We start from the raw sequence: 11904 nt of genomic DNA, 5'->3' as shown, positions 1-11904 counted from the left end.
TCCCCAGGGGAAAGGAGGTGTTCCATGAAAAGGTGGCTTTATGCGGGGTTAGGGGTCCTCCTGCTCCTCGCCTTGGGCCTTCTGGGCTACCGGGTCTACGCTTCCTACCAGGCGCTGGCGGCCCGGGTGGCGGGCCTCGAGACCAGGGTCCAGGCCCAGGAGGAGGCCCTCAAGGCCCTCTCCGAGCGCCTCGCCCGGGTGGAGGGCGAGGTGTTCAAGGCCCCAAGCCCCCCCCTGTCCCTCCCCGAGGTGCCCCAGGCGGGGCAGGCCCCCGCTTGGCCCTACGTGGTGGGGGCCTTGGTGGTGCTCCTCCTCGCCTACCTGATCCTCCGCCTCTTCCGCACCCAGGAGGCCCCGGGGAAGGGGAGGGAGGCCCCGGTGAACACCACCCTGGAGGAGGCTCGCATGGAGGAGGAAGGGGCCCCTCCCAAGAAGGAGGGGTAGGGCTAAGTGCCCCGGCGGGGCCCCTCAGTCCTTTAGCTTCTTCACCGCCTGGATGAGGGCGGGAAGCACCTGGTGCACGTCCCCCACGATGCCGTAGTCCGCCTGCTTGAAGATGGGGGCCTCGGGGTCCTTGTTCACCGCCACGATGTACTTGCTCTTGTTCATCCCCGCCAGGTGCTGCACCGCCCCGGAAACCCCTAAAGCGATGTACAGGGAGGGCTGGACCGTCTTCCCGGTCTGGCCCACCTGCTCCGCATAGGGGCGCCAGCCCGCGTCCACCACCGCCCGGGTGGCCCCCACCGCGCCCCCGAGGAGGAGGGCAAGCTCCTCCACGAGGCCAAAGGCCTCCGCGCTCCCCATGCCCCGGCCCCCCGTGACCACCACGTCCGCCTCGGTGAGGGAGGCCCCCTTCTTCTCCTCCTGGAGGCGTTCCAGGACCTCCACCGTGGGCACCTGGGGGACGCTCAGGGCCACCACCTCCCCCTGGGTCCCGAGGGGTTCCGCCAGGGGGGCGGTGTTGGGCTTCACCGTGAGGACCACGGGAAGGGCCGCCTTCACCCTTTGGGTTACCCGGTTCAGGTAGGCGTAGCGGGTGGCGTGGACCTCGCCCCCCTCCACACCGGCCTCGAGGGCGTCCTCAAGGAGCCCCGCCTTCAGGGCGTAGGCCACCCGGCCCAGGTAGGCCCGGCTCTGCCTGGAGGAGGGGGCCACCACCGCCTGGGCCGAGGCGGCGGAGGCCGCCTCCAGGACTCCCGCCGCCCACTTCTCCGCGGTGTAGGGGCCGAGCTTGGCCACGTAAAGGGTTTCCACGTAGCCTCGGGCCTCCTCCACGGGGGCCTCTTCCTCGGCCAGGAGCACCCCCGCCACCTTTCCCCCCAGGGCCTGGGCGATGGCCCTGGCCCGGGTCAGGGCCTCGAGGCTCCCCTTCCTGAGCTTGTTTCCGTCGTGGTCCAAAAGGACGAGAACCATAGGCACCTCCTAGATGACCTTGGCCTCCTCGTGGAGGAGCCGCACCAGCTCTTCCGCTGCCGCCACGGGGTCCTTGCCGTCCAGGATCTTGCCGAGCCTGGCCTTCTCCTGGATCTCCTCGGAGATCAGGGTGACCTTGGGGGTGAGGCTCGCCTGGACCTTCCGGATCTCCTTCTTCTTGGCCTTCATGATCCCGGGCAGGGTGGGGTAGCGGGGCTCGTTCAGGCCCTGCTGCGTGGTGAAGACGGCGGGGAGCCGCACCCTGACCCACTCCGCCCCCTCGTCCAGGTCGTGCTTGGCCTTGGCGGTGTCCCCTTCCAGCTCTATGGCGGTGGTCCAGGCCACCACCGGGACCCCCAGGGCCTCGGCCAAGGCGGCGCCCAGGGCCTGGCTGTCCCAGTCCGCCTGCTGGCCCCCGGTGAGGACCAGGGTGGGGGCCTCCTCCTTAAGGACCCCCGCCAGGGCCTCGGCCGCGGCCACGGGGTCGGCAAAGCCCTCGTGGACCACGTGCACCCCGCGGTCCATCCCCATGGCCAAGGCGGTGCGGATGGCCTCCTCCGCCCGCTCGGGGCCGAAGCCCACCACCACCGCCTCCCCCCCGTGCTTCTCCTTGAGGCGGAGGGCCTCCTCCACCGCATACTCGTCCATCTGGTCCAGGATCAGGGTGGCCCCGGAGAGGTCCACCCGCCCCCCCTGGACCTTGAGCCTGCTTTCCCCGTCGGGGACCTGCCGGATGACCGCCACGAACTTCATGCCTCGCCTCCTTTCACTCCGCCAGGAGGTGCCTGGCGATGATGAGCCTTTGGATCTCGTTGGTGCCCTCGTAGATCTGGTTGAGCTTCACGTCCCTGAGAAGCTTCTCCACGGGGAACTCCCGCACGTACCCGTAGCCCCCGTGGATCTGGATGGCCTGGTTGGCGGCCTCGAAGGCCACCTCCGAGGCGTAGGCCTTGGCGATGGCGCTGGCGTGGGCGTGGGGAAGGCCCTGGTCCGCGAGCCAGGCGGCGTAGTAGGTGTACATCCGGGCCGTCTCCAGGCCGATCATCATGTCCGCCAGCTTGAACTGGATGGCCTGGAAGTTGGCGATGGGTTGGCCGAAGGCCTCCCGCTCCTTGGCGTACTTCCTGGCCTCGTCCAGGGCCCGCCTCGCCACCCCCACGCTCCCCGCCGCCACGGGGATCCGGGTCTTGTTGAGGGTCTGCATGGCGATCTTAAAGCCCTCCCCCTCCTCCCCCAGGCGGTTTGCCACCGGCACCTTCACGTCTTCAAAGACGAGCTCGTAGGTGCCCGAGGCCCTCTGCCCCATCTTCCCGTGGATCTTGACGGCTTTGAAGCCCGGCGTCCCCTTCTCCACCACCAGGGCCACCACCCCCTTGTGGCGGAGCTCAGGGTTAAGGGTGGCGAAGACCACCACCCACTCCGCCTCGCCCCCGTTAGAGATCCACATCTTGGTGCCGTTCAGGACGTAGTGGTCCCCCTGGCGGATGGCCCGGGTCTTTAAGGCGGCGGCGTCCGAGCCGTTTCCGGGCTCGCTTAGGGCAAAGGCCGCCAGGGCCGGCTTCTCCGTGAGGGGCCTGAGGAAGCGCTCCTTCTGCTCCTCCGTGCCCGCGAGGAGCACCGGGGTAATGCCCAGGTCGCTCGCCATGGGGATGGTGTAGATGCCCATGCAGGCGTAGGCCAGCTCCTCCCCCACGATGACCTCGTCCAGCATCCTGAGGCCCATCCCCCCGTATTCCTCCGGGATGATGGCGTTCAGGAGGCCCACCTCGTGGAGCTTCTCTATGACGGGCCAGGGGACTTCCTCCTTCTCGTCGTAGGCCGCCGCCACCGGCAGGATGACCTCCTTGGCGATGCGCCGGGCCAGGGCCTGGAGCTGCTTCTGTTCCTCCGTGAGGCTGAAGTCTATGGGCATAGCTTCCCTCCTGGAAGGCCAAGGGGCCCTACTCTTTGACCAAGTCTAAGATTGTTCCCCCACCCCTTGCAACCCCGGCCCCATGCTACCATTGGAGGCAGATGAGACTGGTGGGGCATCTGGAGGTCCTGGGGCGTTTCCAGCGGGCGCTCCTCAAGGACCTGGAGCCGGTTCAGATTTTGCGCAACCTCTTGGAGGTGGCCACCGAGGAGGGGGTGGAGCGGGCGGCCCTCTTCCTCTACCACGCGAAGACGCGGGAGCTGGTGGGCGAGGTGGCCTCGGGGCGGGGGCGGCACTACACGGTTTCCGCCATCGCCTTGCCCCTCTACGCCAAGGGGCCGGTGCAGGAGGCCTTTTTCGCCGAGGGGCCCTTGAAGCTCCAGGGGGAGTGGCTTCTGCCGGTGGTGGGGGAGGAGGCCTTCTTCTGCTGGGCCGACCCCGAGGGGCGGTGCACGGAGCGCCCCCGGGCCACCCGGGAAAGCCGCCCTTTGGTCTGCCCTTCCTGCCCCCGCTTCGCCGCCAAGGGGGTGTTGGCCTTGGAGGGGGTTCCCCCCTCCCTCCAACCCCTCCTTCCCCTTTTGGCCCAGCTCACCGCCTTGGCGCTAAAAAACGGGGAGCTCTTCGCGCAAAGGAACGAGGCCTTGGCCCGGCTTTCCCGGCACGTGGAGGCCCTGGCCCACGTGAGCACCCTCACCCGCGAGGTGGCCCGGGCCCTGGACCCCAACGCCGTGCTGGAGACCCTGGCCCGGGCGCTGGCCGAGCGCTTTGGCTTTTACCGCGTCACCGTGGCCTTGGTGCGGGGGGAGAGGCTTTTGGGCCACCTCACCGTGAAGGGGAAGGAGGTCTTCTGGACCGAAGGGAAAAGCGGGCTCCACCTGGCCTTGGCCTCCTCTCCCGACCCCATGGCCCGGGCGGCGCGGGAGCGGCAGAGCCTCCTGGTGCCCAGGGAGGCCCTTCCCCCCGGGGTAGCCCAGGGGATGGGGCCCAACGTGGCCTTCGTGCCCGTGGTGGCCGAGGAGACCGTCCTCGGGGTGCTGGCGGTGGACCACGGGCCCGGGGGAGGGCCGGTTTCCGAGGAGGAGGTGCGCTACCTGGAGCTTTTGGCGGGAGCGGCGGGGGTGGCCTTCCGCAACGCCGAGCTTTATCGGGAAAAGACCCGCCTTTCCCTGGCCTTGGCCGCCGAGAGAGCCCGGCTTTCCCAGGTCCTGGAGGAGCTTCCCGACGGGGTGGTGGTCCTCTTCGGGGAGCAGGGCTTCGCCAACGGCCGCGCCCGGGAGGCCTTGGGCCTAAGGGTAGAGGTGGCCTTGGAAGACCTTCCCGCCGCCTTGGCCCCCGCATTGGAAGGGGGAAGGCTGGAGCTCACCCTGGACGGGACCACCTACAGCGTGCGGGGGCGGCAGGTGGGGGAGGCCAGGATCCTGGTCCTCCACGACATCACCGAGCGCACCAGCATGGAAAGGGCCCTGCGGGACCAGGTGGCCTTCACCCAAGCCCTGGTGGACGTGGCCCAGGCGGCGCTCCGCCAGCGGGGCCTCCGCGCCTTGGGGCAGGCCATGGTGGAGCGGCTTGTGGCCCTCTTCGCCGCCCAAGAGGGGGTGCTCCTCGCGGAAAGCGGGGGGAGGGGGGAGGTGCTCCACAGCACCTGCGCCCTTCCTGGGGAGCTTCCCCGGCCCAACCTCCTGGAAAGGGCCCTGGAGGAGGAGGCCCCCTTGGGCGTGGAAGCCCTGACGCCTCGAGACTGCGCCCTGGCGGGGGCCTTGGGTTTGGAAAGCGCCCTGGTGGTGCCCTTCCGCGCCGAGGGGTTTAGGGGCGCCCTCCTCCTGGGTTACCGGAAGCGGCGGCGCTTCTCCCAGAGGCTTTTGGCCCGCCTGGGCCAGGTGGCCACCCTCCTGGCCTTGGTCTTGGAGAAGGGGCGGTTTTTGGCCCTTTTGGAGGCGGAGGAGGACCGCCTCAAGGCCCTCATGGAAAACTCCCAGGACGTGGTCTACGTGCTGGACCAGGAGGGAAGGATCCGCTTCGTCAGCTCCAGCGTCCGAAGCCTTCTGGGCTACAATCCCGAAGGGTACAAGGAGGCCCCGGTCCACGCCCTGGACTTCGTCCACCCGGAGGACCGGCCCAAGGCGGAGGCCTTGTTTAGAGAGCTCCTTTCCCAGCCGGGCCACACCCTCACCGGGGAGTTTAGGGTGCTCCACCAAGACGGCACCCCCATCCCCATGGAGGCCTGGGGGCGGAACCTCCTCCAGGACCCCAGGGTAGGGGGGGTGGTGGTGGACCTCCGGGACCTCAGGCCCAGGCTCGAGGCCGAGCGGGTCAAGGGGGAGTTCATCGCCGCCGTCTCCCACGAGCTCCGCACCCCCTTGGCGGTGATCATGGGCCTGGCGGAGCTCCTCAGGGAGGAGCCCCTCTCCCCCTCGGCCCAGGAGTCGGTGGACCTCATCTTGGAAAGCGCCTTCCGCCTGAAGACCATGGTGGACAACCTCCTGGACACGAGCCGCCTCGAGGCCGGCCGCTTTGAGGTGGCCCGCCGGCCGGTGAACCTCAGGCCCCTGCTCCTGGACCTGGCCCGGAGCTTCCAGGGGGTGGCGCGGCTTTCCGGGGTGGACTTCCGGGTGGAGGTGGAGGACCTGCCCCTCCTGGAGGCCGACCCCGACCGCCTGGCCCAGGTGGTGGGGAACCTCCTCAGCAACGCCTTCAAGTTCACCCCGCCCGGAGGGCTGGTGCGCCTGGCCGCCCGGCTTGCGGGGGAGAGGTTGGTGCTGGAGGTGGAGGACACGGGGTCCGGCATCCCCGAGGAGGAGCTTCCCACTCTCTTCCAGCGCTACGCCCGCACCCAGAACGCCCGGGCCCGGGGGGTCTCGGGGACGGGGCTTGGGCTTTACATCTCCAGGCACATCGTGGAGGCCCACGGGGGGCGGGTAGAGGTGGAGAGCCAGGTGGGCAAGGGAAGCCGCTTCCGGGTTATCCTACCCTTGTATGGCCCGCATCCTCCTGGTTGAGGACGAGCCCCTGGTGGCCCACATGGTGCGGCGCATGCTGGAGCGGGCGGGCCACCAGGTGGACTGGGCGCCCTCGGGCCAGGCGGCCTTGGAGCGGGTAGGGCAGGCCTACGACCTGGTGGTCTGCGACCTGGTGATGCCGGGGGTTTCGGGCCTCGAGGTGATCCGCAAGGTGCGGGAGCGGGGAACGACCCCGGTCCTGGCCCTCTCCGCCAGCGTCTCCGCTAAAAGTCAGGAGGAAGCCCTCCAGGCCGGGGCCCAGGCCTTCTTGGGCAAGCCCTTTGAGGGGCAGGCCCTCCTGGCCCAGGTGGAGCGGCTCCTTGGCTATACTGGGGGGGAAGGGGGAAACCTATGAAAAGGAGGAGCTTCCTCAAGCGGTTGGGCGTGGGCGTGGCGGCGAGCCTTTCCTATGGGGCCTTTGCCCAGGCGAGCCCCCAGGTGCGCTGGCGGCTCGTCTCCAGCTACCCGAGGAGCCTGGACACCCTTTACGGCGGGGCCGAGGACCTGGCCAAGAGGGTGGCGGAGCTCACGGGGGGGCGCTTCCAGATCCGCGCCTACCAGGCGGGGGAGATCGTCCCGGGCGGGCAGGTGCTGGACGCGGTGCAGCAGGGCACGGTGGAGGCGGGGCACACCTACGGCCCCTTCTACGTGGGCAAGAACCCGGCCCTGGCCTTTGACGGGGGGGTGCCCTTCGGCATGACCTACCGGCAGCACAACGCCTGGATGCTCTACGGCGGGGGGCTGGAACTCCTCCGGGAGGTCTATGCGGACTTCGGGGTGGTCCAGTTCCCCGGGGGCAACACCGGGGCCCAGATGGGGGGGTGGTTCCGCAAGGAGATCAAGGCCCTTGCCGACCTCCGGGGCCTGCGCATGCGCATCCCCGGCCTGGGGGGGCAGGTGATGGGCCGGCTCGGGGTGGTGCCCCAGACCCTGGCCGCCGGGGACATCTACCCCGCCCTGGAGCGGGGGACCATAGACGCCACGGAGTTCTCCGGCCCCTACGACGACGAGAAGCTGGGCTTCTACAAGGTGGCCAAGTACTACTACTACCCCTCCTTCTGGGAGCCCAGCGCCCAGCTCTCCTTCCTGGTTTCCCAGCGGGAGTGGGCCCGCCTGCCCAGGGAGTTCCAGGAGGCCTTCCAGGTGGCCGCGGCGGAGGTCAACCTCACCATGATGGCCAAGTACGACGCGCAAAACCCCCCTGCCCTCCAGCGCCTCCTCAAGGCGGGGGTGCGCCTCCGGCGCTGGCCCAACGAGATCCTGCGGAAGGCCCTGCAGGAGGCCCAGGCCCTCTACGAGGAGCAGGCGGCCAAGGACGCCACCTACAAGAAGGTCTACTCCGCCTACTGGGCCTTCCGGAACGAGCTCTACCGCTGGTTCGCCGTGGCCGAGCTGGGCTACGAGACCTTCGCCTTCCCCACCGTCTAAACACCCGCTTTGGGGCCCCGCCGAGGCGGAAGCCTCGGCGGGGCGCTTAGTCCACCTTCTCCAGGCGCACGGCGCTCACCTTGTACTCGGGGATGCGGCTTACGGGGTCCAGGGCGTCCAGGGTCAGGCGGTTGGCGGGGGCCTCCGCGAAGTGGAAGGGGGCGTAGACCACCCCCTCGGGGGTGCGCTCCGTGACCCAGGCCCTGGCCCTTATGCGCCCCCTCCGGCTCACCACGTACACAGGCTCCCCGTCGGAGAGGCCGAGCCGCCTGGCGTCTATGGGGTTCACCTCCACCTTGAGCTCGGGGTAGGCCTGGTTCAGCTGGCTGTTGCGGCTCAGGGTCCCCCCGTGCCAGTGGAAGAGGACCCTTCCCGTGGAGAGGGTGAGGGGGTAGTCCGGGGAGGGGGTCTCCGCGGGGGGGGTGTAGGGGGCGGGGAAGAAGCGGGCCTTGCCCGTGGGGGTGTTGAAGCCCTCCCGGAAGAGGACCGCCTCCCCGGGGTGCCCCTCCTCCGGGCAGGGCCAGCGCACCCCCTGGGCCTCGAGGCGGGCGTAGGAGATCCCGCCCATCATCTCGGGGACGGCCCGCCGCACCTCCTCCCAGATGGCCTCGGGACCGGGGTACGTGGCCCAGGGGCGGCCCAGGGCCTGGGCCAGGCGCTTCCCCAGCTCCTGGGTGATCCACCAGTCGGGTCGGGCCTCCCCCGGGGGGTCCAGGAGCTTCCGCACCCGCTGCACCCGGCGGTCGGTGTTGGTGAAGGTGCCCTCCTTTTCCAGGAAGCTCGCCGCGGGCAGGACCACGTGGGCGAAGGGGGTGGTCTCGTTTTCCAGGATGTCCTGGACCACCAGGAAGGGGAGGGCCAGGAGCTTCTCCTTCACGTGGTCCTGGTAGGGTTCGCTGGTGACGGGGTCCTCCCCGATGAGGTAGATGGCCTCCACCTCGGGGATGGCGGCGAAGACCTCGGTCATGCGCAGGCCCGGGGCCTCGGGGAGGGGCACGCCCCAGAGGGCCTCGTACCGGGCCCGGGCCTTGGGGTCGGCCACCTTGAGGTAGCCGGGGTAGACGTCGGGCAGGGCCCCCATGTCCCCGGCCCCCTGGACGTTGTTCTGGCCCCGCAAGGGGTTGAGCCCGGCCCCCTCCTTGCCCACCTTGCCCGTGAGCAGGGTCAGGTTGACCAGGGCCTGGGCGGTGGCCGTGCCCTTGGTGTGCTGGGTCACCCCCATGGCCCAGTAGGCCCCGGCCCGCTCCGTGGTGGCGTAGAGGCGGGCCGCCTCCGCGATCCGCTCCTGGGGCACCCCGGTGACCTCCTGGGCCGCCTCGAGGGTGTACCCCTCCAGGGAGGCCCGCCACTCCGCGAACCCCTCCGTGCGGGCCTCCACGTAGGCCCGGTCCCAAAGGCCCTCCTCCAGGAGGTAGCGGGCCATGGCGTTCAGGAGGAAGACGTCCGTGCCCGGGCGCACCCTGAGCCACAGGGTGGCGGCCTCGGCCATGCCCGTGTACCGGGGGTCCACCACGATCATCCTGGCCCCCTGGCGCACCCGCTTCTTGATCATGGCGGCGATGACCGGGTGGGTCTCGGTGGTGTTGGAGCCCACCACCAGGAAGAGGTCCGTCTTCCACACGTCCTCTATGGGGTTGGTCATGCTGGCCCCGCCCAGGGAGCGGCTCAGGGCGGCGGTGGAGGAGGAGTGGCAGAGCCTAGAGCAGTGGTCCACGTTGTGGGTGGAAAGGAGCGCCCGGGCCAGCTTCTGGGCCAGGTAGACCTCCTCGTTCGTGGTCTTGGCCGAGGGGAAGACGGCAAGGCCCCCCGGGCCCTTCCGCCTGAGGACCTCCAGGAGCCTTTCCGCGGCGAAGTCCAGGGCCTCCTCCCAGGTGGCCCGGCGCAAGGGGGCCCCCTTCCTTTCCCGCACCATGGGGAAGAGGAGCCGCTTCCCCGAGAAGGGGAAGTCCAGGCCGAAGCGGCCCTTCACGCAGAGCGCCCCGTGGTTGGGGGGCAGATCCGGGGCCAGGACCCGGACCACGCGGCCCTCCCTCACCTCGGGCTCCACCTGGCAGCCCACGCCGCAGTAAGGGCACGTGGTGCGCATCAGACCACCTCCAAGGCCAGGGGCCTCAAGGCCCCCGTGGGGCAGACCTGGACGCAGTTGCCGCAGAAGACGCAAGGGGTTTCGGGCAGGGGGAGGTCCAGGGGGGTGGTGGGGTGGGCCAGGAGGCCCCTTCCCTCCAGGGTCAGGGCGTAGACCCCCATGATCCCGTCCCCGCAGGCGTCCACGCAGCGGCGGCAGTTCACGCACTTGGCGTAGTCCCGCAGGAAGAAGGGGTTGTCGCGGATGGGGGGGCGTTCCCGCCGGTCCGGCACCTCCCCCCAGCGCCCGGGTTCGGCCCCGTAGGCCGCCATCAGGTCCAGGAGCCCTGGGGCCTGGGAGAGGTCGGTGGTGAGGGCAAGCCACTCCAGAAGGGTCCGGCGCAGGGCCCGTAGCTCCTCCGTGTCCGTGCGCACCTCCATCCCCTCCCGGGCCTCCGTGGCGCAGGCGGGGGCCAGGCGGCCGTTCGCCTCCACCAGGCAGAGGCGGCAAAGCCCCCGGGTCTCCGTGTGGGGGTGGTGGCAGAGAGTGGGCACCTGGGCCACCTCCAGGAGGAGTTCCCCCGGGGGCACCTCCACTTCAAGGCCGTTCACCTTAAGCCGCACCTTCCACCTCCAACAGGCTTTGGTAAGCCCAGAAGGCCGACTGGCCCAGGCCGCAGAGGCTTCCCCTTAGGGTGGCGGCCAGGTCCCGGAGGAGGGAGGGGTCCCGCTCCCGCCGCCTCACCATCCCCACCTGCACCGCGGTGCCCAGGGGGCAGGGGAAGCACTTGCCGCAGGACTCCTCCTGGAAGAAGTGGGCCAGCCCCTCCAGGACCTCCCAGAGGTCCACCCCCTTCCCGAAGGCCACGATGGCCCCGGCCCCCAGGGGGAGCCTGCCCCCGTAGGCCAGGGGGAAGGCGTAGTCCCGGGTGAAGACCCCGGCGGCCCCGCCCAGGAGCACCGCCTGCAGGGCCTCGGGCTCCCCCCCCGCCCGCCTCAGGGCCTCCCCCAGGGGCGTGCCCAGGGGAAGCTCGTAGAGGCCGGGCCGGGCCACGTCCCCGCTGATGGAGAAGAGCTTGGGCTCCTCCCGGCGCCAGGCCCCGGGGCCTTCCCAGAGGAGGAGGGGGAGGTTGGCCAGGGTCTCCACGTTCTGCACCAGGGTGGGCCTGCCCCAAAGCCCCCGCTCCACGGGAAAGGGGGGCTTCAGGCGGGGCTCGGCCCGCTTGCCCTCCATGGACTCCAAAAGGGCGGTCTCCTCCCCGCAGATGTAGAGGCCGCCGCTGCGGAAGACCTCCGTGGGAATAGGGAGGAGCCCCGCGCCTTCCAGCTCCCGGATGGCCCTTTCCAGGCCCAGGATGGCTGCCTCAAACTCCTCCCGCACGTAGAGGTAGACCCGGCTCGCCCCCACGGCCAGGGCGGCGAGGAGGGCCCCCTCCAGGACCAGGAAGGGGTGGTGCTCCAGGAGGAAGCGGTCCTTGAAGTTGCCGGGCTCGGACTCGTCCCCGTTCACCACCAGGTACCGGGGGGGTGCCCCCTGGGCCACGGCCCGCATCTTCACGTGGGTGGGGAAGGCGGCCCCGCCCCGCCCGCGGAGGCCCGCCTCCTCCACCGCCTTGAGCAGGGCCTCGGGGCTTAGGCGCCCCTGAAGGAGGGCCTCCAGGGCCTCCAGGCCCCCCAGGGCCCGGTACTGGGCGAGCTCCGCCACGGGCTCCGGGGGCAGGAGCCGCTTCCCCCGGCCCAGGGAAAAGGGGAGGCGGAACTCCTTGAAGGGCACCCACCGCCCCTCCCATTCCAGGAAGCGCCCCTCTCCCGTGAAGCGCAGGTAGACGGGGGAGAGGGCCTCGAGGCCCAAGGGGGGATAGGTGCCCTCCGCCTCCCCCCGGAGCCGGGCGAACCCCCGGGCCCGGGCCACGGGGTCGTCCACCAGGAGCCGGCCCTGGGGAAGGCCCCGGTAGCGGGGGTAGTAGGCCACCACGCCCCAGGCCTGGGCCAGGGGCACCCCGGCCAGGCGGGCCGCCTCCGCCACCTTGGCCGCATCCAGGGGCAGGCGCTCGTCCAGGAGGGGGAGGAGGCTTGGTTGTTCCATGGGCT

The 11904-nt window shown here is 70.5% G+C and carries 10 protein-coding genes; 4 read left to right on the top strand and 6 right to left on the bottom strand.

The features are described from left to right. Window positions 1-24: 24 nt before the first annotated feature. Entirely contained in the window at window positions 25-444 is a 420-nt protein-coding gene (locus ACYQ0J_RS01840; protein WP_460170488.1) for a hypothetical protein, read from the top strand. A gap of 24 nt (window positions 445-468) precedes the next feature. Here ACYQ0J_RS01840 and ACYQ0J_RS01835 read toward each other — a convergent pair whose 3' ends face one another. From ACYQ0J_RS01835 to ACYQ0J_RS01825, 3 genes are read right to left on the bottom strand one after another with little or no spacing between them, the layout of a single operon-like run. Then, window positions 469-1413, bottom strand: coding sequence for an electron transfer flavoprotein subunit alpha/FixB family protein (locus ACYQ0J_RS01835; RefSeq protein WP_460170487.1), 945 nt, complete (start codon window positions 1411-1413; stop codon window positions 469-471). 9 nt (window positions 1414-1422) lie between these two features. Next, window positions 1423-2166 carry an electron transfer flavoprotein subunit beta/FixA family protein gene (locus ACYQ0J_RS01830; protein ID WP_460170486.1) on the bottom strand — a complete coding sequence of 248 codons (744 nt, stop codon included), beginning with the start codon at window positions 2164-2166 and terminating at the stop codon, window positions 1423-1425. A 13-nt stretch (window positions 2167-2179) separates the two neighbouring features. Beyond that, window positions 2180-3325 carry an acyl-CoA dehydrogenase family protein gene (locus ACYQ0J_RS01825; RefSeq protein WP_460170485.1) on the bottom strand — a complete coding sequence of 382 codons (1146 nt, stop codon included), beginning with the start codon at window positions 3323-3325 and terminating at the stop codon, window positions 2180-2182. A 101-nt stretch (window positions 3326-3426) separates the two neighbouring features. Here ACYQ0J_RS01825 and ACYQ0J_RS01820 point away from each other — a divergent pair, with 101 nt between their 5' ends. The 3 genes from ACYQ0J_RS01820 to ACYQ0J_RS01810 are packed head-to-tail and all read left to right on the top strand — an operon-like array spanning window position 3427 to window position 7749. Beyond that, entirely contained in the window at window positions 3427-6321 is a 2895-nt protein-coding gene (locus ACYQ0J_RS01820; protein ID WP_460170484.1) for an ATP-binding protein, read from the top strand. After that, the gene (locus tag ACYQ0J_RS01815) at window positions 6299-6676 is read left to right on the top strand and encodes a response regulator transcription factor (protein ID WP_460170483.1); all 378 of its coding nucleotides are present in this window, start codon (window positions 6299-6301) and stop codon (window positions 6674-6676) included. The genes ACYQ0J_RS01820 and ACYQ0J_RS01815 overlap by 23 nt, the downstream gene beginning before the upstream one ends. Then, window positions 6673-7749: a TRAP transporter substrate-binding protein gene (locus ACYQ0J_RS01810; protein ID WP_460170482.1), complete on the top strand. Its 1077-nt coding sequence runs from the start codon at window positions 6673-6675 to the stop codon at window positions 7747-7749. The genes ACYQ0J_RS01815 and ACYQ0J_RS01810 overlap by 4 nt, the downstream gene beginning before the upstream one ends. 46 nt (window positions 7750-7795) lie before the next feature. On the opposite strand, the gene fdhF is transcribed toward ACYQ0J_RS01810, so the two are convergent. From fdhF to ACYQ0J_RS01795, 3 genes are read right to left on the bottom strand one after another with little or no spacing between them, the layout of a single operon-like run. Then, window positions 7796-9835 carry a formate dehydrogenase subunit alpha gene (gene fdhF, locus ACYQ0J_RS01805; RefSeq protein WP_460170481.1) on the bottom strand — a complete coding sequence of 680 codons (2040 nt, stop codon included), beginning with the start codon at window positions 9833-9835 and terminating at the stop codon, window positions 7796-7798. Continuing rightward, window positions 9835-10425 (bottom strand): 2Fe-2S iron-sulfur cluster-binding protein, encoded by a 591-nt coding sequence (locus ACYQ0J_RS01800; RefSeq protein WP_460170480.1) that lies wholly within the window; start codon window positions 10423-10425, stop codon window positions 9835-9837. Before ACYQ0J_RS01800 ends, fdhF begins: the two co-directional genes overlap by 1 nt. A 1-nt stretch (window position 10426) precedes the next feature. After that, window positions 10427-11899: an NADH-ubiquinone oxidoreductase-F iron-sulfur binding region domain-containing protein gene (locus tag ACYQ0J_RS01795; protein ID WP_460170479.1), complete on the bottom strand. Its 1473-nt coding sequence runs from the start codon at window positions 11897-11899 to the stop codon at window positions 10427-10429. Window positions 11900-11904: the final 5 nt, after the last annotated feature.

The sequence above is a fragment of the Thermus sp. FJN-A genome (assembly GCF_054655095.1).
The sequence above is the reverse complement of the archived record's forward strand: the minus strand, read 5'-3'. Positions and strand labels throughout refer to the sequence as shown.